The organism is Bradyrhizobium sp. MV1.5 (genome assembly GCF_055807615.1).
On the sequence record NZ_JBVVPL010000004.1, the window covers coordinates 192,775 to 209,406 of the forward strand.

Annotated in this window: 29 protein-coding genes and 2 tRNA genes; 18 read left to right on the forward strand and 13 right to left on the reverse strand. The window is 60.1% G+C overall.

All coding sequences use genetic code 11. From position 1 onward, the window contains the following. Positions 1-112: 112 nt before the first annotated feature. Positions 113-187, reverse strand: a tRNA-Glu gene (locus AC0L2J_RS05945). 225 nt (positions 188-412) lie between these two features. Here AC0L2J_RS05945 and AC0L2J_RS05950 point away from each other — a divergent pair. The 3 genes from AC0L2J_RS05950 to AC0L2J_RS05960 are packed head-to-tail and all read left to right on the forward strand — an operon-like array spanning position 413 to position 1,144. Further along, positions 413-667, forward strand: coding sequence for a PilZ domain-containing protein (locus AC0L2J_RS05950; RefSeq protein WP_473387804.1), 255 nt, complete (start codon positions 413-415; stop codon positions 665-667). A gap of 58 nt (positions 668-725) precedes the next feature. Beyond that, positions 726-971, forward strand: a complete 246-nt coding sequence (locus AC0L2J_RS05955) for a hypothetical protein (protein WP_473387806.1) — start codon at positions 726-728, stop codon at positions 969-971. Positions 972-976: 5 nt separating this feature from the next. Continuing rightward, the gene (locus tag AC0L2J_RS05960; protein ID WP_473387807.1) at positions 977-1,144 is read left to right on the forward strand and encodes a hypothetical protein; all 168 of its coding nucleotides are present in this window, start codon (positions 977-979) and stop codon (positions 1,142-1,144) included. 107 nt (positions 1,145-1,251) lie between these two features. Here the strand turns inward: AC0L2J_RS05960 and AC0L2J_RS05965 are convergent, their stop codons facing one another. The 3 genes from AC0L2J_RS05965 to AC0L2J_RS05975 form a co-directional block, all read right to left on the reverse strand. After that, positions 1,252-1,890: a glutathione S-transferase family protein gene (locus tag AC0L2J_RS05965; RefSeq protein ID WP_473387808.1), complete on the reverse strand. Its 639-nt coding sequence runs from the start codon at positions 1,888-1,890 to the stop codon at positions 1,252-1,254. Between the two features lie 395 nt (positions 1,891-2,285). Next, positions 2,286-2,738 carry a VOC family protein gene (locus tag AC0L2J_RS05970; protein ID WP_473387810.1) on the reverse strand — a complete coding sequence of 151 codons (453 nt, stop codon included), beginning with the start codon at positions 2,736-2,738 and terminating at the stop codon, positions 2,286-2,288. Between the two features lie 242 nt (positions 2,739-2,980). Further along, positions 2,981-3,757 (reverse strand): DUF8168 domain-containing protein, encoded by a 777-nt coding sequence (locus AC0L2J_RS05975; RefSeq protein ID WP_473387812.1) that lies wholly within the window; start codon positions 3,755-3,757, stop codon positions 2,981-2,983. 220 nt (positions 3,758-3,977) lie between these two features. Here AC0L2J_RS05975 and AC0L2J_RS05980 point away from each other — a divergent pair, with 220 nt between their 5' ends. The 5 genes from AC0L2J_RS05980 to AC0L2J_RS06000 all read left to right on the forward strand — a co-directional run bounded on the left by AC0L2J_RS05980 (position 3,978) and on the right by AC0L2J_RS06000 (position 6,227). Further along, positions 3,978-4,451: a hypothetical protein gene (locus AC0L2J_RS05980; protein WP_473387814.1), complete on the forward strand. Its 474-nt coding sequence runs from the start codon at positions 3,978-3,980 to the stop codon at positions 4,449-4,451. Between the two features lie 400 nt (positions 4,452-4,851). Then, positions 4,852-5,058: a hypothetical protein gene (locus AC0L2J_RS05985; RefSeq protein ID WP_473387816.1), complete on the forward strand. Its 207-nt coding sequence runs from the start codon at positions 4,852-4,854 to the stop codon at positions 5,056-5,058. A gap of 7 nt (positions 5,059-5,065) precedes the next feature. Then, positions 5,066-5,593, forward strand: a complete 528-nt coding sequence (locus tag AC0L2J_RS05990) for a hypothetical protein (RefSeq protein WP_473387819.1) — start codon at positions 5,066-5,068, stop codon at positions 5,591-5,593. Between the two features lie 158 nt (positions 5,594-5,751). Further along, positions 5,752-5,952 carry a hypothetical protein gene (locus AC0L2J_RS05995; protein ID WP_473387822.1) on the forward strand — a complete coding sequence of 67 codons (201 nt, stop codon included), beginning with the start codon at positions 5,752-5,754 and terminating at the stop codon, positions 5,950-5,952. 5 nt (positions 5,953-5,957) lie between these two features. Beyond that, the gene (locus tag AC0L2J_RS06000; RefSeq protein WP_473387825.1) at positions 5,958-6,227 is read left to right on the forward strand and encodes a hypothetical protein; all 270 of its coding nucleotides are present in this window, start codon (positions 5,958-5,960) and stop codon (positions 6,225-6,227) included. A gap of 287 nt (positions 6,228-6,514) precedes the next feature. Here the strand turns inward: AC0L2J_RS06000 and AC0L2J_RS06005 are convergent, their stop codons facing one another. The 5 genes from AC0L2J_RS06005 to AC0L2J_RS06025 form a co-directional block, all read right to left on the reverse strand. Beyond that, positions 6,515-7,039: a hypothetical protein gene (locus AC0L2J_RS06005; RefSeq protein WP_063994335.1), complete on the reverse strand. Its 525-nt coding sequence runs from the start codon at positions 7,037-7,039 to the stop codon at positions 6,515-6,517. Between the two features lie 246 nt (positions 7,040-7,285). Beyond that, entirely contained in the window at positions 7,286-7,462 is a 177-nt protein-coding gene (locus tag AC0L2J_RS06010; RefSeq protein WP_167552266.1) for a hypothetical protein, read from the reverse strand. A gap of 172 nt (positions 7,463-7,634) precedes the next feature. Then, positions 7,635-7,907, reverse strand: a complete 273-nt coding sequence (locus tag AC0L2J_RS06015) for a hypothetical protein (RefSeq protein WP_007610125.1) — start codon at positions 7,905-7,907, stop codon at positions 7,635-7,637. 190 nt (positions 7,908-8,097) lie between these two features. Beyond that, a complete protein-coding gene (locus AC0L2J_RS06020; protein ID WP_007610128.1) occupies positions 8,098-8,400 on the reverse strand; it encodes a hypothetical protein in 303 nt (100 codons plus the stop codon). 247 nt (positions 8,401-8,647) lie between these two features. Next, entirely contained in the window at positions 8,648-8,818 is a 171-nt protein-coding gene (locus AC0L2J_RS06025) for a hypothetical protein (protein ID WP_231170940.1), read from the reverse strand. 424 nt (positions 8,819-9,242) lie between these two features. Between AC0L2J_RS06025 and AC0L2J_RS06030 the strand changes: the two genes are divergently transcribed. Both AC0L2J_RS06030 and AC0L2J_RS06035 read left to right on the forward strand, forming a co-directional pair. Further along, on the forward strand, positions 9,243-9,539 hold the full coding sequence (locus AC0L2J_RS06030; RefSeq protein ID WP_007591377.1) for an HU family DNA-binding protein: 297 nt from the start codon (positions 9,243-9,245) through the stop codon (positions 9,537-9,539). 160 nt (positions 9,540-9,699) lie between these two features. Beyond that, entirely contained in the window at positions 9,700-9,876 is a 177-nt protein-coding gene (locus AC0L2J_RS06035) for a DUF2934 domain-containing protein (RefSeq protein ID WP_007610132.1), read from the forward strand. 226 nt (positions 9,877-10,102) lie between these two features. Here the strand turns inward: AC0L2J_RS06035 and AC0L2J_RS06040 are convergent, their stop codons facing one another. Further along, positions 10,103-10,330, reverse strand: coding sequence for a hypothetical protein (locus AC0L2J_RS06040; protein ID WP_473387829.1), 228 nt, complete (start codon positions 10,328-10,330; stop codon positions 10,103-10,105). Between the two features lie 291 nt (positions 10,331-10,621). Here AC0L2J_RS06040 and AC0L2J_RS06045 point away from each other — a divergent pair, with 291 nt between their 5' ends. Together AC0L2J_RS06045 and AC0L2J_RS06050 are read left to right on the forward strand one after the other, a co-directional pair. Then, the gene (locus tag AC0L2J_RS06045; RefSeq protein ID WP_007610141.1) at positions 10,622-10,774 is read left to right on the forward strand and encodes a hypothetical protein; all 153 of its coding nucleotides are present in this window, start codon (positions 10,622-10,624) and stop codon (positions 10,772-10,774) included. 746 nt (positions 10,775-11,520) lie between these two features. Further along, on the forward strand, positions 11,521-11,718 hold the full coding sequence (locus AC0L2J_RS06050) for a hypothetical protein (protein WP_473387832.1): 198 nt from the start codon (positions 11,521-11,523) through the stop codon (positions 11,716-11,718). Here the strand turns inward: AC0L2J_RS06050 and AC0L2J_RS06055 are convergent. Together AC0L2J_RS06055 and AC0L2J_RS06060 are read right to left on the reverse strand one after the other, a co-directional pair. Further along, positions 11,715-11,840 (reverse strand): hypothetical protein, encoded by a 126-nt coding sequence (locus AC0L2J_RS06055; RefSeq protein WP_473250784.1) that lies wholly within the window; start codon positions 11,838-11,840, stop codon positions 11,715-11,717. The two genes, AC0L2J_RS06050 and AC0L2J_RS06055, sit on opposite strands and share 4 nt — an antisense overlap. A gap of 75 nt (positions 11,841-11,915) precedes the next feature. Beyond that, positions 11,916-12,146 carry a hypothetical protein gene (locus AC0L2J_RS06060; RefSeq protein WP_007610151.1) on the reverse strand — a complete coding sequence of 77 codons (231 nt, stop codon included), beginning with the start codon at positions 12,144-12,146 and terminating at the stop codon, positions 11,916-11,918. A 278-nt stretch (positions 12,147-12,424) separates the two neighbouring features. Between AC0L2J_RS06060 and AC0L2J_RS06065 the strand changes: the two genes are divergently transcribed. Then, positions 12,425-12,721, forward strand: a complete 297-nt coding sequence (locus AC0L2J_RS06065; protein ID WP_007610152.1) for a hypothetical protein — start codon at positions 12,425-12,427, stop codon at positions 12,719-12,721. Between the two features lie 68 nt (positions 12,722-12,789). Here the strand turns inward: AC0L2J_RS06065 and AC0L2J_RS06070 are convergent, their stop codons facing one another. Continuing rightward, a complete protein-coding gene (locus tag AC0L2J_RS06070) occupies positions 12,790-12,954 on the reverse strand; it encodes a hypothetical protein (RefSeq protein WP_007610153.1) in 165 nt (54 codons plus the stop codon). 294 nt (positions 12,955-13,248) lie between these two features. On the opposite strand from AC0L2J_RS06070, the gene AC0L2J_RS06075 reads away from it, so the two are divergent. The 5 genes from AC0L2J_RS06075 to AC0L2J_RS06095 all read left to right on the forward strand — a co-directional run bounded on the left by AC0L2J_RS06075 (position 13,249) and on the right by AC0L2J_RS06095 (position 16,624). Further along, on the forward strand, positions 13,249-14,010 hold the full coding sequence (locus tag AC0L2J_RS06075) for an SIR2 family NAD-dependent protein deacylase (RefSeq protein WP_007610154.1): 762 nt from the start codon (positions 13,249-13,251) through the stop codon (positions 14,008-14,010). Positions 14,011-14,208: 198 nt separating this feature from the next. Then, a complete protein-coding gene (locus tag AC0L2J_RS06080) occupies positions 14,209-14,841 on the forward strand; it encodes a cold-shock protein (protein WP_018457757.1) in 633 nt (210 codons plus the stop codon). A gap of 111 nt (positions 14,842-14,952) precedes the next feature. Further along, positions 14,953-15,438 (forward strand): DUF192 domain-containing protein, encoded by a 486-nt coding sequence (locus AC0L2J_RS06085; protein ID WP_007610156.1) that lies wholly within the window; start codon positions 14,953-14,955, stop codon positions 15,436-15,438. A gap of 116 nt (positions 15,439-15,554) precedes the next feature. After that, a tRNA-Pro gene (locus AC0L2J_RS06090) sits at positions 15,555-15,631 on the forward strand. Positions 15,632-16,429: 798 nt separating this feature from the next. Continuing rightward, the gene (locus AC0L2J_RS06095) at positions 16,430-16,624 is read left to right on the forward strand and encodes a hypothetical protein (protein WP_007610164.1); all 195 of its coding nucleotides are present in this window, start codon (positions 16,430-16,432) and stop codon (positions 16,622-16,624) included. Positions 16,625-16,632 lie beyond the last annotated feature (8 nt).

The following is a 16,632-nucleotide window of genomic DNA, read 5'->3' on the forward strand; positions in this document are numbered from 1 at the left end:
GAATTGATCTTGATGCTCAGTTTGACGTTGCCGCGCGGTCCTGCGAGCGTCACGGGAGCTTCAATCATTTCAGATAAGTGGCTGAATTAGCGGGGGATTTAAGCGCCGATGATGGCGCTCCCTAGCGGAATCGAACCGCTCTCTCCACCGTGAAAGGGTGGCGTCCTAACCGATAGACGAAGGGAGCAAACCCAGGGCCCCGCCGCTTATCGCGGCACGGCCGCTGGCCGCCCGAGTCATGCCCGGCGGCTGCAGCGGGCGAACCTATAATGGCCTTTGGCGCCCTGGGCAAGCCGTTCGGGAACGGTCTTTTGACACCGGTGGATAGCATCCCACCCCAGGATCAGTCGGGGCGAATTCAACGGTTTCTTAGGTTCCCTGGGCTAGCGCTGGACTGGGAGAATTTGAGCAGATGCCACCGCCCAAGAAGCGCGCAGCCCGCAAGTCGCTGTCGCGGCATGCCTGGATCACGCTCGAGGGCGGATTCGCGGCACGGCAATGCCTGGTCCAGGACATCTCCGCCACGGGCGCCAAGATCACACTGGACGAGGATGCGAGCCAGCTCCCGGGCGTGATCCGGATGGCGTTCGCGCGCGATGCGCGGACCGGGCGGAGCTGCCAGGTGGTGTGGCGCCGTGGCAAATCGGCCGGCATCAAGTTCATCTGAACCGGGGCCAAGCGACCCCCGATGGCGCGCGGCGCCTGTCCGGGCTAGAACGGCCCGCATGCGTGCGCCGCTCCTTATCCTGATCTCGTTGCTGACCATGTCCGCGGCCGCGGCGGAAGCCTTGCGTCTGCCGCCTGCGGGGCGCCCACAGGCCGGCAAGGCCTTGCCGCTGAAGGGGGCCGGCGGAAGCGCGAAAGCGGGCTCCTGCGCCGCCTATGGCCGCGGCTTCGATATGGTCGAGAGCACCGGCACCTGCGTCAAGATCGGCGGTTCGATCAGCGTCGAGACCGCGGTCGGGCGCTGACGTCGATGCCGCCGGACATCATGCGGCCCGAGATCGTCGTCCCGTTCGTGATGTATTGCGCGCTGCTGTGGTGGGTCGGCCGCGGCCTGAGCTGGACCGCGCGGCTCGCCACCGCGGCCGTCACCCTTGTGCTCATCGTCTGCGTGCTTTTGTTCGAGCGCGGCTGGCCTTAACAAAAAACGCGAAAACAACCCCATGCACAGTAGCCGCCACCTCCCGGCGGCGCGCGCGAGAATGCCGATTCATCGTGCTCTCAACGGAGTTTAAGCCGCGTCACCGCTCACGACATCGGCGGCGCCACAAATTGCGCAAAACCGGGCCGTTTGCCGAGCTCGGCGAGCCAGCGCGTCAAATGCGGCTGCGCGGGCCGGGCGATGCCCTCGACGCCGAGCCAGCGCCGCGCATAGGCGCCGATCGCGATGTCGGCGAGGGTGAACGCATCGCCGTCCATGAACGGGCGCGTGGAGAGCAGGCGGTCGGCGATGGCCCAGACCTCGGCGGCGGCATCGGCATCCTTCTGCAGCTGGATCATGTCCCGCTCGGCGGGCGGCGTGCGCACGAGGCCCCAGAACACCGGGCGGTCGACCGGCTGCACCATCGACAGCGTCCAGTCGAGCCAGCGGTCGACGCTAGCGCGGAGCTTCGGCGCCTCGGGATAGATTTGCGTGCCGCGCCCGTGCGCGAGGCAGAGATAGCGCATGATTGAATTGGATTCCCACAGCGTGAAGTCGCCCTCGACCAGCGTCGGGATTCGCGCATTGGGGTTCATCGCGAGATAGTCGGCCTCGCGGGTCTTGCCAAACGCCATCCCGGCGTCGATGCGCTCGTAAGCCAGGCCAAGCTCGGCAAGGCACCACAGCACTTTCTGCACGTTGACCGAATTGGCGCGGCCCCAGATCGTCAGCTTTTGCTCCGGCACGTCATCCTCCCCAGGCGTTTTTTAACTTGTAGCCCGGATGGAGCGAAGCGCAATCCGGGGTGCTTCGGCAGCGTCAGTCTCGGATGACGCGTGCGCTCCATGCAGGCTGCAAGCCCGGGTGATAGCGGAATTCACTGCGGCAAGCGACGCGCGATTGCACCGATCCTCTCATGCAAAAAGGTCGGCATGCAAAAAGCCCCGCCCGAGGCGGAGCTTTCATTGCAAGGTCAAGCTGGTCAGGCGATCAGCGGCCGAAGAACAGCCACAGCAGAATGATCACCGGGATCGGCACACCCAACATCCACAACAAAATTCCGCGTCCCATCGCGTTCTCCTCCAATTGCATTGTCGAAGAAAGAACGCGTGGGACAGGAGCTGGTTCCCGCAAAAAGGCTCTACCAATGGCCGATGTTGGGCATCGACGACCACGGCTCCTGCGGCGGCTTCGGCTCGCCCTTCTGCAAGATCTCGATCGAGTGCAGATCCGGCGAACGGACGAAGGCCATGTTGCCGTCGCGCGGGGGACGGTTGATGGTGACGCCGGCCTTCATCAGCTTCTCGCAAGTGGCGTAGATGTCGTCGACCTCATAGGCGAGGTGGCCGAAGAAGCGGTCCTCGCCATATTTTTCCTCGTCCCAATTCCAGGTGAGCTCGACCAGCGGCGCGCCGCGCGACTGCGGCTGCTTCTTGAGCGCCTCGAGATCGTCCGACGAGCACAGGAACACCAGCGTGAAGCGCCCCTTGTCGTTCTCGATCCGCCGCACCTCCTTCAGTCCCAGCGCATCCTGGTAAAACTTCAGCGCGACGTCGAGATTGCGCACGCGCAGCATGGTGTGGAGGTATCGCATGGTTGTTGCTCCCTTGAACGAATGGGGGGTTTTTGGTTTGGGCCGGGACGGCGGGGTAGGAGATAGCAGGAAAGTGGGAGGAGGGGCAGGGGGCGGCACGTGTGCGTGAGGGCGGAACGGCTGGTGAAGGAAACCCGCCAAGCGTTAACCAAAGCCGAAAGGGCGCCGGGGTGGCGATAGCGCATGAACCTGCTGCGCGGTCACGTCTTCTAGGGTGGAGCATAGGGCGTTTCCGTGATCGTTCATAGAAGTAAAAATTCGCTAATAGGAAGCTGCGCTATGTTCCGTTTCTTCAATTCCAAGAACCGGTTCATTATCGTCCAAGTTCGCGCCGCGATTTCAACCGTCGTTGCGCCTGGTATGTGAGTTGAATCCCCGTGTCTGGGAGCGCTCGATGTGTCGGTAATCAGCTTGAGATAGTCCAGCGACAGATGCAGGCTATTGCGCATGTCTTCCCAACTTTTTTTGGTGCTTGCACCAGGCGAGGCGAGATGGTGACGGATGCCCTCGACGACGCGCGCGCAGTTGACCGAAGATTCATGCGGTACAGTATTGGCTTCTATGAGCTGTCTGAGAATGCGAAAGATGCGCCAGTCCGACAGGACAAGTGTCAGTATCTTATGAAAAGCGTTCTGTTCGATGGAGGTTGCGGGGCTCATACTGAACGCAGTGCATAGCGCGGCTAGCTGGGGATCATGAGGCACGAACGGCGTCGTTACCCCTTCGGGATTGGTATAGGAATCGATTATTACCGAAAGGCCATAGCCGGTGGAAAAGCAGGTGAGGTCTACTGTCGCGCGGACCAAATCGAAAGCCCGCATGTAGATCCGTACTAAATCAATTTCCTGATCGTATTTATCGAGTGTGCACTCAACGGCGACGGCGCCCTGATTGATGGAGATTTTGAAAGCAATTTGCGTTCCGCGTTCAGAATCCAGCCAATCAATAGCTGGGTGATCGTTGATTGTGATTTGTATGACCTCGGGCAGAATCTTCCCGGCGAACTTTATGATTGGCATCGCAGGCCTCAGGTTGAAACGCTTTTTAATATCACCTTTTCCGTGTACATAATAGAATCGTGGAGTGAGCGAGACACGGTAATCTCGGCGACGGGGCATTCCCGCGGATGACCTGTGGCAGCAAAAGGGAAGAACCGTCAGTTTCCGACGGCTTACAAACTAAGGCGATCAAGCGCGTCGAGTGAGGCGCAGCCTCCTTGACGCAGGTGGGAGACACCTTATGCCAAAGTTGTTTGAGGTATTTGGGCCATATCCTGTTAATCGCGACGCGGTGTTTGACAGCAAATGGCAACGAGAAGCATGGGAGCTGGTAGACGATGAAGTCGGATCTGGCCTATCCAGCGCCATAGGGATTTATGTGTATTCCTTGCACAATCGCGGTAGCTACAAACCGATGTACGTCGGAGTGACAACTAAGCAAATTTTTCGGAAGGAGGTATTTAACCAACGCAATCTGCGTATGATTTCGCAGCTGAATTCGAAAAATAATTGGCAGAAGGGAACGCTCTATCTGCACTTCCTGGCGAAAAGGAAGGAAAAACACAAAAGGCTTTGCGAGGCCCAACAGAGATTGGTTGATCGCACTCGAAGCGCTCATGATTTTCATCTGTCGAAGGAAGAATCCCGATCTTCTAAACAAGAAGCACACTGTTTGGCTCGACGGCGTTGGGATTTCTGGTGTTACCGCTGCTGATTCTGTCAAGGGGAAGCCGTCAAAGGCTATCGGCTCGCTTAGGAACGTGATGGACTGGTGAGCAAGCCGAGCACTGGAGAGAACTGATACTTCGGCCAGCTCAGTGCTTGGCCCAAAGGCGATTTGCGTCTAGGTCCGATCTACCCGAATGAGCCCGCCGTCAAACGAACCCTACCCGGGGCGTGGCCGAGCGGGGCACAGGAACCGGCATAAAGCCACCTCTTCTCCGAGGGTGGTGAATTGCGATTCGCCGTCAAATCGTGCGTGGTCAAGCGAAATCAGCATTTTTGCCCTTTCCCCTCAACCACAATGTTTCATCGGGGGATAGGACTCTCAACCTTGCACTTCGGCGAATCCGAGGATGATAGATGGTCTCCGTCTAAAAAACGGAGTGATTCGCATGAAGCAATTGCTGAAACGCTGGTGGGACGGGAAGTATGTGCCGCTGCGCAATGACCCCGACGGTTTCGTATTCATTCTGCAAGGGGACTACGAAAGGCATTGGACTTCTTTGGCCGCGCACGTCGTGGCCGACTTCTGGCTGAAGTACTGGCAGTGGTGCATGGGTTTCGGCCTCGCCGTCATCGGACTTATCCTCAAGCACTGAGACGTAAATGGCAGAAAAGCCAAGCCCGTTAGTGGTGGCTCTAACTAGGGCCTTGATACCTCCTCCTCCAGGCGAGGAGGAAAAGCGTGAGGTCTACGAACAGGCTGGGCGTGCCGTGATCGAACTATCGAACGCGGAAAACCTTCTAGCCGTCATCTTCTGCATCGTGAGCGGTCCGGTGCCGGTCGAGGCCGCGAAGGAAATGTTTGCCTCTCAAGGGAGCTTCGACAGGAAGTCAAAGCTCGTGGACTTTATGATCCAACACGCCGATAGACGAAAGGAAATCGCTCTTTGGAAAGAGGTGTACAAGGAACTGAACACGCATCGGGGCGTCCGCAATCTCGTCGCACATCAACGCATGATTGTTAGCTATAACCCTGATACGCCGGAAGCAGACGTTGCTCTTACGCCACTGTTTCACTCCCGGAAGGGAAGGCGACTTCGAGCCGCCGATATCAAGTCGACGGCTGACGAACTGAAAGATGTAAACGCGAAACTATGGAAGCTTATAGGCGAGCTTAGCAACGCTCCATAATATTGGCGCGGCTTTGAGTGCAGCGGCGCATCATGCGCTAACCGGGTCGTCAGAACGGTGACGCAAACCGCAGAATGTGGCCACCTCACTCACGGGTAGACAGGGTTGTTTAGCCGTTGCCAGATGAACTCCTCGCTGAGATGACGCGACTAACCGCCATGACCAATATTCTAGGCGAGCTTCTGTTTGCACTGATCCGCTCGATTGTTGCTGGATGGGCGTATGCGCTCTGGGTGAAACTGGCGACATGGCTCGAGCCGAAGATCCAACGGCGTTGGGTGAAAATTGCCGTAGGAGGTCTCCTCGGCCTGGCAGCCTTTTTTATGATTCCGATACTGATGGGGCTGTTGGGCCTTTGAAGACAATGAAATCCGTTCTCGTCCTCGCACTGGCAATCGGGGCGCTCGTCTCGACGGTGCTGCTCGTCATGGAGCAGCTCACCGATTACTCCATCGCTTTGATGGCATGGGAGATGCCGGGCATATCTGCAGCTTACCTATTCTGGGGAGCTGTCGGCAGTTCCGTTTTCCTGGGCGTCGCCATCACCTGGGCCGTGAATGCAATCGTTTACGGGGCAGTCGCCTTCGTCGTTCTTACGGTCGCCAAGCTGGCAATCCGCGGCCTACCGGAGTGATCCGGCAATGACCGTGATGCCGGATGTTCGCCCATCCGACGGGAATAACGGTGACGCGCCGTTGGCTGCGTGATCGCGGTGCTCTTCGCCAGCATCGATGCCTTAAGATCCGCACCAAACCCCGCCACGTTCATTCCAAGTGAGTACAATCTGGGCGGGAAACTTATTCAAGGAACGGTTGCGCGGATGCGATAGAATAACTGTTGGATGCGCCGGCGATGAGACATGCATCTGAGGCGGATTGATTGCTGTGCCCTACATCAAAGGCACGGCCACAGGAGCGCTCGCTAGCGCTTTGCTTCCTGCTTGCCACGCCTGATTTCCTCGGCTTCGTCCACGAGCTTCAAGGCGGCGCCGTCGTAGCTCAGCTTCAGCCCACGGCCGACGGTCCATGTCCATCCCTCCCGGGCGTCCCGGGTTGGCTGGGCGTTGAACTGGTCGGATATCGATTTGACTGCAGCGTCTTTGGAAGCAGCGTCCTGGGGACCCGGATTGCTCAGCTCCGCATTGACGCGCCAGATGGGATGTTTGGGGTCCGGATTCCTGGGGTCAACGTCGTCGGCAAAGATCGTGATCTTGGCGCCGTCGACTACGCATTCAAGGACGTGAGAATCGCGAAGCTGACGGCAGCGGTAGCGCCGTTGCGTGACGACCTTGTTGGTCTCGTCGAATGTCATGCCGGGCGAAAAGCCGAGGATATCGGACTTCTGCACGAGTGCCAGAGACGCAGGCTTCAGAAAGCCGGGCTGTACCGCCACGAGAACGGCAGCAGCAACAACGATCAACCCGGCGATAACAATGGCAATCTTCATCAGCCCCTCACAAGAAACGTGCGACCATACAACAGCCGCAGCGTTCTACCAGCCACGGCGCTGCATGGTTCGAGACGCCCGCTTTGGCGGGCTCCTCACCATGAGGGTCTGATATCTCGCCCGCAAAACTAACCTCATCCTGAGGGCTCGACGCAGGCGCGCACGTATCCTCCGATCATGAACGTGAAAAACCGCCCCTGACATGACCAGAGGCGGCTTTCGCCAAGCGGCGTTTTCGAAACGCGATTAGCGACCGGTGCCGGGCTTCGTCGTCTTCGGCGGCTTGCCGTCTTCGATCCGGCCTTCGTTGCGCAAATCGCGACCTTCCTGGGCCTTCTTCTGGCTCTCGGGGGACTTGCCGTGTTCGTTCATCTCTTCTTTGATGAACCCGGCGCCTTCCTTCACTTTACCTTCAACGCTCATGACGATCTCCTTGCTGGAGATGGGGCAACTCGCGGCGAGACCTGGCCGTTCCGGCACGCGCGGGATTGTGAGGAGTGCAATGCGACAGGTTCCAAAAAGACCCGCATCATGAAATGGCCGTGCCGCTTGTGGAAGCGGCGCGGCTGGGAAGCGAGCCGTACAGGAAGCCGGCTTACTTCATGTTGCTGCGGGTCCTGGTGCCGCCCTGGTCGCTGCCGGGGCCGGAGCCGCCCTGGCCGGAGGCGTCGGGCTTCACCATTCCGCCCTTGCTCATGCCGTCATGGCTCATGCCGGTCGTGCCCTTGGTCATCGTGCCCTTGTCCGTGTTGGTCATGCCGGGCTTCTGCATGTTGTCGGACTGTGGGGCAGGGCCGGTCTGGTTCTGCGCAAAGGCAGCCCCGCACATGAGGCCGAGGGCGGCGGTCGCAACGACGAGCTTCTTCATCTCAAACTCCTGGTTGGTTGTGTGGGCCAACGGGAGCGCGGAAGCCGTGTTCCTAAAACAGGGCGTTCCGGAGTGCAAAAAATCTCGTCTGCAACGAGGGTACTTTCGGTTCTGATGGAATCAGAACCGCTCCAGATTGTTATGACGCGTTTTCTTCGCGCGAACCGGTATCGACTTCGCTGAAAACGCTCTAAGCCGCAATGCGCTGGTCGGCCGGGCCCGTTAGGTGCTTGAGCACTTCCGCATGCTCCAGGTCAGGAACCGCGATCGCCGTGTGGCTGTAGCTCGCATGGGTTCGTGATTTTGCAATCTGGTCCAGGATCTCGCCGCCCTTGATGACGTGGAGGCCCATGCCCTCTCCGGACGGGAAGATCGCGAGCACCACGTCATAGGCCGTGATGACGGCCCGAAGCGCCTCGGCCTTGTCTTCGGCAATTTCGACGAACACGCGAACATCGGCTGCGAGTTCACGCAGCTCGTTAAAATCCAGCACTGTGGGGTACTCCAACGCAACGATACTGACAGGAGCTTGGAGGCGTTAGGTTACCGAAGTCTCAACGGCGCATGCCCGATCACAGGTTTCTCGACCAGGCGTCCCTCGCGAGGCCGATAAGACGAGCGGGCGTTGCCGCCTGCTCGACAAACGCCGGCACGGGAAGAGCATCTGGAGCGGGGAAGGACTAAGCGCGCCTCGTACCCATTTGGGCGGTCACACAATGCGCGCGTGACTTATGCGCGTTTTACTTGGCATATCCCTGGGAGCGGAGCCACGCGATCTTGCGGTCGCCGTTGATCCAGTCGTCGGCGTCTGCCTTGCTGGTGAAGCCCTTGATCTCGCGCTGTTCGCTGTCCGGGTAATCCGCCAGGATTTTCCAGTCGTTGTCTGCAATGCGGACGGTTTTGAAGGTCACTTTTGTTTTTGCCATGCTGCATTATGCAGGAGATGGCCGGAAAAGAGAACCTGCCTTGTGACGGTCACCCGCGTGGCCCCGGCGCAGACCTCGGGGCCCAGCCGGATCGGCAATGCGCGGCAGGGCTCCCGGCAAACGCGAAAGCCCCGCCTGGGGGAAGCGGGGCTCTCTGATGGGGTGAAGTTTGGGGACTTCAAAGAGTTAGACGCCTCCGGGAGAAAATGGTTCAACGCGAAAACGGCGCAAGCTGCGGCATCTTTGCCGGGGCGTGCGGCCCTCCGCAGAACCCCCTGCTTGCGTTTTGGCCGTCGATGGGTTCTAAGCCCCGTCACTTCATGAAAGTTGGCATGAATCAGAAGCGCGTTGCGCGGTCGGACCGCGTCCTGAGCAAAGCCTGCTCGCGCGCACAGAAGGAAATTCAGACATGGCGAAGATGACCAAGACTCAGTTGATCGATGCAATTGCCGAGGGCACGCAGCTGTCGAAGAACGACGTGAAGTCGGTCATCGAGTATATGGCGACGGTTGGCTACAAAGAGCTCAACGAGTCCGGCGAATTCGTCATTCCCGGCTTCGTGAAGATGTCGGTGGTGAACAAGCCGGCGACTGAAGCCCGCATGGGCGTCAATCCCTTCACCAAGGAGCCGATGCAGTTCGCCGCGAAGCCGGCGAGCAAGTCGGTGAAGGCCTCTCCTCTGAAGGTGGCCAAGGACTCCGTCTAAGGGCTCGCCAAGGGCTCGCGTTTTCGTTGTGGACTCTCCTTTTTGCGGAGTGCTGCCGCGGAGTGCTGCAATGACTGCTTGCTTGTGCTGAACCAATAAGGAACTCTCTTAGGGAACTCTCGGGCGTCGTCAGGCTTTGCTTCCGAAAGGGAGAAATCACATGACTGGTCTCAGCGAAGAAGAGATTCGAAATCGGGCTTATCACCTCTGGAAGGAGGCCGGCGAGCCCGCGGGCACGATGGACACCTTCTGGTACGAGGCCGAAAAGGAGCTTCTCGCCGAGCGGACCAAGCAAGGCGAAGTCCCACCCGGGATGACCGACAATCTGCCGGTCTGACTTTGCTGGTCTAACAGGCGGACAGAGGCGAGCGTCGACAGTTCTCAAAGCAGCCACCCGGCGTAACACCCGGGGTGGCTGCTTTGCTGTTCGGGCCACCGCTCTCAAAGAAAAACCCCGGGCTTGGGGACCGGGGCTCTTCAAGCTGGCCGGCCGCGTCGCGACATGCCGCCAGCACCACTGAATTCGACCTGACAACGCGGGCCGGGAAAATTCGTTCCGGCCGCTAGTCCGGCGACACGGACACGTCGATGATCGCCGGCGTATCGACCTGGCGCTCGCGCCAGACGACGAGATCGCATTTGGGATTGAGCCACTGATATTCGGAGCCGCGCGCCTTCAGGTGCGCGAGCGCTGCATCATGTGCGGCGGTCTGATCCGGCGCTTCGACCATGATCTCCACGGTCTCCTCGATCTGACGCACCACTTCGACGGCGTAGTATTTTCTGGACACGGTCCCTCGCTCCGGAATGACTAACGGGGAGGGCGATGGCGCGTTCCCCAAAAGAAAAACCCCGCGCTTTCGCACGGGGCCTTCTTAGCTGGCTGCGATGGGATTTCAGCGCCGCGCCGCCCGCCGCGTTCTCGAACTTAAGGTTGAAAACCCAAAAAGCAACCGCGCCGGCGTGCGGAAGGCTCAAGGCGATCTGCCCGGCGAATTTCGCGAGGAGGGGCTGGACTTTGTGTTCTTCATTTGTTCTAGTGAAGCATCTCTTTGGCGGCGACCATTTGGTTGGAGGTGCCCATGACTGTCGAGAAACAACGCGAAGTGATCAGGCTCTGGAATCAACTCAGGAAGCTCGAAGGTCCGGCCGCGGAAGAACTCCGCATCCAGATCCTCGAATGCTTTTCGGAGAAGGACCTGTCGGGGAAGGAGACGGTGAAGCAAGCGGCGTGATGAGCGTCGCACTACGTGGATGATAACAGGCAATCGCGCCGGCCTTCACCGATCGTTAGGAATCGTTTTGTGCTGATTTCTCGACTCCGATTCGTTCCTTGCGAACGAAATGGAGTCGGATGCAGAACAAGCCGTGGCTTCTGTGTCGATGCGGGACGCGCCCTTCCTGACCAAGCCGGCGTGATGCTTCGCACAGTCCCGTCCGCGTGTCCTCGCTACGAGATGAGGCGAGGGAGACGCGACATGGATGCGTGCTGGTTGCTCGAGATGTTTGCCGAGATCGCAAAAGTGTTTTGGTACGACCGGCACCCGCGCTTGCGCAAAGGCAGGCCGTCGGTTCCGCAGGTGCCACCGCGATGGAAATCCGAAGACGCGATGTGAGCGCGCGATCGTTGGCGATGATGCGATCGTTTGCGCACAAACGAAGTGTTAAGACTTGCTTCGCGCCGATTTCTGCGATTCCGATTCGTTCTTCGAGAACGAAAGGCAGGTGAAGCTGGAACAAAGCCGGACGGCGGATCGCCAGAAGCTTCGGCTTCGAGCTTGAAGCGGCTCGCCGAGTTCTGGAGACGCTTCGCCAACTCCTAACGGAAGCTTGCCGCGAAGCCGATAACCCTATTCGGTTAGGTTAAAAGCGCAATCGCGTTGCGCTTGCCGCTGCTTGGGATAGGTGTCTGGCGAAGACGCGATCCGACTTTGCCAACAAGCGACTTTGACCAACAAGCAATTTTGCCAAGAACGAATTCATGACACCTTTTTCAGAACCGAGTTTTTATCAGGGCGACCGCCACACCTACCGGCGCGTCGCCATCGTCGGCACGCTTTTTTGTCTGGCATTCGTAGTGATCAGTATCTCGCTGCGGCCACAGCTCGAGGACACGCGTGTCGCGGTCAAGGCCGACCGGCTGATGCGCACGGCCGGCCAGACACCGCACGCGAATTAGCGGTCGTCGCCGGAGATCTGATGGTCGGCGGAATTGCTTGGGCACGCGGTGCCCTGTGAGGCGAGCGCCACGAAGCCGGCATAGCCGGACAGGTTGAGCAGAACTTCGAGCCAAACGGGCATGTCGGCCTCTTTTCTCCTTGAAGGCTACGCCACGTGCGCGCGAAGCGCATGTTCCCGGACAAGAACAACGGCACCTCAAAGCGGGGTGGTGGGGTCGAGCCGCCGGCCGAGGGCGCCTACGGACTCGCTCGACGGCTGTTCCTTGAGGAACTCCGCAATGGCCCGCGCCAGTTCGCCGTCGCTCATCGGCGTCGGCGGCGGGCGCAGCGTGCCGACACCGAAACTGCGGACGATCTCGTCGTAATGCTGATCGCCGGATCTGGGAACGAGCCTGCGGATACGGGCCAGCAATTTGGATATCGGCACTTCATCCTCCTAGACGCTCCCCGCTGGCAGCAATGGTGGTGCGTTGCCAATTTGCTGTCGTAAAACTGAAAACCCCGCCAGCATTGGCGATGCTGACGGGGTCTTCGTGCTGTTGCCTCAACCCGACGGCGGAGGCTTCCGCACTTGAACAAACAATTCGCGGAACGCGCGCCTGTTCCATGCGTGGCCGGATTTATTCCGAGCTCGGTTCCACAGGCTTGCGCGCAACCATCGCAACGCGCCGGCGTTGTCTGTGCGAGATACGAAGGAGGACATTTATGATCAGGAAGACACTGGCAGTTCTGGCTACCGTTGCGGCCGTCGGCGTGACTGCGGTCGCGGCGCCTGCGCCCGCTGAGGCGCGCGGCCGCGGCATCGGTCCGGGCCTCGCATTCGGCCTTGCGGCCGGCGCCATCACCGCGGGCGCTGTCGCCGCATCCCATCCTTATGGCTACGGCTACGGCCCGGGGTATGGCTACTATGGCCGCCCGGCCTACGCTTACGGCCCTGGTCCGTACGCCTATTACGGCGATGGACCGTACTACCGCCGCCACCATTATTACCGTCACTGGTAACGGCTGAACAAACGAAAGAGCCCGGAGCAACGCTCCGGGCTCTTTTCATGCCTGGTGATCTGGTGTCGTTACGGCCAGAGCGAGGGCCGTTCCACCTTGCGCGCGTTGTCGAGCGTCGACACGAAATACTCGTCACGCTCGCGTTTGAATTTTTCCTGGGTGGCACGGAAGGCGGCGACACGGGCGGCGATCTCTTCGCGTTCGCGGATTTTACGCTGTTCGTCCTCGGTCATTTCAAATCCCCTCTGCACGTGAGTATGTGTCCTACTGAACCCAAGCACTGCCGCCGCAATCACATTGAGTCGCATCAACACATGCATTGGCGCTTCTGATTGGGGCGTCAATGGGGAGGAGGCATTGCAGGATTGTGATAAGCGAGGGTCGGAAAAAATTGCCGACCGCGTCTTGCGCGGCAGTGGATAACAGCGTCAATAATCTTGTCGCTTGCACATGTTGCAGCTAGCGCAAAAACAAATCAGCAAAACCGATCAGCCAAGCCAATCGGCAAAGCAAAACGGGAGGCCGCGTTGATTGCATCGGATCTTCGCAGCGGCGTCGAGCGTCTCGGCGACATGATCGCCGAAGCCAAACGGATCGTGCCGTTCACCGGCGCCGGCATCTCGACAGAGTGCGGCATCCCCGACTTCCGCTCGCCGGGCGGAATTTGGACGCGCAACCGCCCGATCCCATTCGACGAGTTCGTCGCCAGCCGGGAGGCGCGCGACGAATCCTGGCGCCGGCGCTTCGCGATGGAGGAGGTCTTTGCGGCGGCGAGGCCCGGTCGCGGCCATCGCGCGCTCGCCTCGCTCTACCGCGCCGGCAAGGTTCCCGCGATCATCACCCAGAACATCGACAATCTGCACCAGGCCTCAGGCGTCGCGAGCGATCACGTGATCGAACTTCACGGCAACACCACGTATGCGCGCTGCATCGGATGCGGTCAGGCCTATCCGCTCGACTGGGTGAAGCGCCGCATCGACGAGGAGGGCGCCGCGCCCAACTGTACCGTGTGCGACGAGCCGGTGAAGACCGCCACGATCTCCTTCGGCCAGATGATGCCCGAGGACGAAATGCAGCGCGCGACCGCGCTGTCGCAAGCCTGCGACCTCTTCATCGCGATCGGTTCCTCGCTGGTGGTATGGCCGGCCGCCGGCTTTCCGATGATGGCGAAGGAATCGGGTGCGCGCCTGGTGATCGTCAATCGCGAGCCTACCGACCAGGACGACATCGCCGACCTCGTGATCCGCCACGACATCGGCGAAACGCTCGGGCCCTTTGTCGGTAATTGAGGCAGCAATTTGATTCGCGGCTGTGCAAGCTGTTCATAGGTTCCGGCGAATCTCTTTTTTGTCTATGCCTCGCAACCGGGAGTGTTATCTTTTGAGTCGAAAGATTCGCGTCGCGTCGAGTTGAGAAGATTCTCTAAAGACGCGTGATTCGGCGCCGCCATTCAGGCGGGTTGCATGGCATGTGTGGGGTCCGGGGTTATGGGGTCGTCGGACGGATTTGAGTCCAAGAAGGTCGGAGTTCCCGCGGTGGGCGAACACGGCGGGGGCGGCCGCGACAGCGCACTCAGTCCCTTCACCGGACTCGGTGAGAGCAGCGCCAACCTCGTCGAGGTTCACGGCGTCATCAAATGGTTCGATGCCTCAAAGGGCTACGGCTTCATCGTTCCCGACAATGGTTGGCCCGACGTGCTCCTGCACGTTACCGTGCTTAGGCGCGACGGCTTCCAGACCGCCTACGAGGGCGCCCGCATCGTCGTCGAGTGCATCCAGCGCGCCAAGGGGTACCAGGCGTTCCGCGTGGTCTCGATGGACGAGTCGACTGCGATCCATCCGGCGCAGATGCTGCCGCCGCGCACCCATGTCACGGTGACAGCGACCAGCGGGCTGGAGCGGGCTCAGGTCAAGTGGTTCAACCGGCTGCGCGGTTTCGGCTTTCTGACATGCGGCGAGGGCACCCCCGACATCTTCGTGCACATGGAGACGCTGCGCCGCTTCGGCATGACCGAGTTGCGGCCCGGTCAGTATGTCCTGGTCCGCTTCGGGCCCGGCTCCAAGGGTATGATGGCGGCCGAGATCCATCCCGAGACGGGATCACCGGTCTCGTCCCACTGATCCAATTCCCGCAATCGTGAGCAGAGGCGCGCTGGCTGGCCGGCGCGCCTCTGGCTTTTCCGGCGACCGCCACGTAAGGACTGGTCCAGTCCCACGCCTCGAGAGCCATCCATGAATTTCGATCGAAAGGCCGTCTTCGCCGTTGCGAAGGGCTGGCTTGCCGCCATCCTCGTCGTCGCCGGCTGTGCCGTCGCGAGCGCGCCGGTCCGCGCCGCCAGCTTCCAGCCGCTCGAGATCGTCACCAAAAACGGCGTGCAGGTGTTCTCGGTCGAGATCGCGACCACCGAGGAGGAGAAGCAGACCGGCCTGATGTACCGCAAGGAACTGGCGGACGGCAAAGGCATGCTGTTCGACTTCAATCCCGAGCAGGAGGTGTCGATGTGGATGAAGAACACCTACGTCTCGCTCGACATGATCTTCATTCGCGCCGACGGCCGAATCCTGCGCATCGCCGAAAATACCGAGCCGATGTCGACAAAGATCATCTCATCCAGGGGGCCCGCACGGGCTGTTCTGGAGGTGGTGGCAGGCACGGCACAAAAATATGGCATCCGCGCCGGCGATCGCGTCGGCCACCCGCTGTTCGGCAGCAAGTAGGCGGGAAGGGGAGCTATTGCCCCCGTCCTGGCGCTCTTTTGGGAAAGCTTGCTGGTGCCTTTGGAAGGCTTGCTGGCGCTTTGGGAAGCGTGTATCGACGGGGCTCGCCGGACATTCGGGGTATAGCGCAGCCTGGTAGCGCGGCAGTTTTGGGTACTGCAGGTCGTTGGTTCGAATCCAGCTGCCCCGACCAGTCCCGAGGTGGGCCAGACCCGCGCCTCAGAACAGCAACCGTTCGACGAGGCGCCAGGCGATCCCGGCCAAGCCGACAAGGCGCGTTCAGTGCCGATGCCTGGAGCTGCCAAAGCTTCCCAACCCTCGGCGCTCATTCCCTGCGCAACGCGACTTCCGCGCGATTTTTCAAGGCATTGGGGCGGATCGGGCGGCGCGGAATTCCTGAAACTTTGTCGAACCTTTAGGCGTCGCCCCAGACACATAGGTGTTGGGGGATTTCAGCGCCCAATGCCTAACGGACGCCGCCAAGCGATGATATTCCGCTTGCGCGGCGTTACGCTTTTCCAACCATCAGTTCGTCGCGTACCAGCCGAACGGAAACGGCAGGAACGGCCAGGCCAGCTGATTGTCGTTGGCGACCTTCCGCGGCTCTTGCTCCGGCGCCTTCGCAGGCAGAGCAGGCGGCGTCGATCGTAGCGCCAAGCGCAGACATGCACATTGCAAATTCATCGTAGTGGCCCCCGCCCATCAATCGTTTTCAAAAATTCGCGTCAGTCTGGAAATAACCGCGCGTCCTCAAAACGACGCGCTCATTCTCAAATCGCACACAGTCTAGGAAAATCGGCGACCGCTTTCAACCGGTCTTGCCACGCGCTCACAGGAAGTAAGGTTGACCGGTTAGGTTAAGGGCGAGCGGTTGTTGCGGCGGCCTTCGTGCCTGTTATCAGATCGGTCCGGCTTGCGATGGGCTGCCTGAAATCGTGCTCACACGACATCACAGTTCGTCGCAGCGCTCGTATCTTGTGAGTTCTGCATCATGTCTTTCGATCGCAACGTCCGAACCATCGGTCCGCAGGCGAGCTGGACCGAGATCTGGCACCTCTGGACGGTGTTCGTGCCGCGCCGCTCGATCAACGGACAGCTCGTTTACGGCAAGGTCTGGCGCCGCCACGACGGTCGCGACTGGATCTACAAGAAGTTTACCGAGTACGACGGCGAAGTGGCGGCCTAGCAGGCCGC

Bases quoted from the DNA above. Each gene is read 5' to 3' on its own strand.
- AC0L2J_RS06085 (WP_007610156.1), top strand. From the start codon at position 14,953: ATGAATTTCGATCGAAAGGCCGTCTTCGCCGTTGCGAAGGGCTGGCTT.
- AC0L2J_RS06000 (WP_473387825.1), top strand. From the start codon at position 5,958: ATGAAATCCGTTCTCGTCCTCGCACTGGCAATCGGGGCGCTCGTCTCG.
- AC0L2J_RS05975 (WP_473387812.1), bottom strand. From the start codon at position 3,757: ATGCCAATCATAAAGTTCGCCGGGAAGATTCTGCCCGAGGTCATACAA.
- AC0L2J_RS06015 (WP_007610125.1), bottom strand. From the start codon at position 7,907: ATGAAGAAGCTCGTCGTTGCGACCGCCGCCCTCGGCCTCATGTGCGGG.
- AC0L2J_RS06035 (WP_007610132.1), top strand. From the start codon at position 9,700: ATGACTGGTCTCAGCGAAGAAGAGATTCGAAATCGGGCTTATCACCTC.
- AC0L2J_RS06030 (WP_007591377.1), top strand. From the start codon at position 9,243: ATGGCGAAGATGACCAAGACTCAGTTGATCGATGCAATTGCCGAGGGC.
- AC0L2J_RS06045 (WP_007610141.1), top strand. From the start codon at position 10,622: ATGACTGTCGAGAAACAACGCGAAGTGATCAGGCTCTGGAATCAACTC.
- AC0L2J_RS06065 (WP_007610152.1), top strand. From the start codon at position 12,425: ATGATCAGGAAGACACTGGCAGTTCTGGCTACCGTTGCGGCCGTCGGC.
- AC0L2J_RS06080 (WP_018457757.1), top strand. From the start codon at position 14,209: ATGGGGTCGTCGGACGGATTTGAGTCCAAGAAGGTCGGAGTTCCCGCG.
- AC0L2J_RS06055 (WP_473250784.1), bottom strand. From the start codon at position 11,840: ATGCCCGTTTGGCTCGAAGTTCTGCTCAACCTGTCCGGCTATGCCGGC.
- AC0L2J_RS05980 (WP_473387814.1), top strand. From the start codon at position 3,978: ATGCCAAAGTTGTTTGAGGTATTTGGGCCATATCCTGTTAATCGCGAC.
- AC0L2J_RS06050 (WP_473387832.1), top strand. From the start codon at position 11,521: ATGACACCTTTTTCAGAACCGAGTTTTTATCAGGGCGACCGCCACACC.
- AC0L2J_RS05970 (WP_473387810.1), bottom strand. From the start codon at position 2,738: ATGCGATACCTCCACACCATGCTGCGCGTGCGCAATCTCGACGTCGCG.
- AC0L2J_RS05960 (WP_473387807.1), top strand. From the start codon at position 977: ATGCCGCCGGACATCATGCGGCCCGAGATCGTCGTCCCGTTCGTGATG.
- AC0L2J_RS06010 (WP_167552266.1), bottom strand. From the start codon at position 7,462: ATGAGCGTTGAAGGTAAAGTGAAGGAAGGCGCCGGGTTCATCAAAGAA.
- AC0L2J_RS06095 (WP_007610164.1), top strand. From the start codon at position 16,430: ATGTCTTTCGATCGCAACGTCCGAACCATCGGTCCGCAGGCGAGCTGG.
- AC0L2J_RS05955 (WP_473387806.1), top strand. From the start codon at position 726: ATGCGTGCGCCGCTCCTTATCCTGATCTCGTTGCTGACCATGTCCGCG.
- AC0L2J_RS05990 (WP_473387819.1), top strand. From the start codon at position 5,066: ATGGCAGAAAAGCCAAGCCCGTTAGTGGTGGCTCTAACTAGGGCCTTG.
- AC0L2J_RS06070 (WP_007610153.1), bottom strand. From the start codon at position 12,954: ATGACCGAGGACGAACAGCGTAAAATCCGCGAACGCGAAGAGATCGCC.
- AC0L2J_RS05985 (WP_473387816.1), top strand. From the start codon at position 4,852: ATGAAGCAATTGCTGAAACGCTGGTGGGACGGGAAGTATGTGCCGCTG.
- AC0L2J_RS06005 (WP_063994335.1), bottom strand. From the start codon at position 7,039: ATGAAGATTGCCATTGTTATCGCCGGGTTGATCGTTGTTGCTGCTGCC.
- AC0L2J_RS05950 (WP_473387804.1), top strand. From the start codon at position 413: ATGCCACCGCCCAAGAAGCGCGCAGCCCGCAAGTCGCTGTCGCGGCAT.
- AC0L2J_RS05995 (WP_473387822.1), top strand. From the start codon at position 5,752: ATGACCAATATTCTAGGCGAGCTTCTGTTTGCACTGATCCGCTCGATT.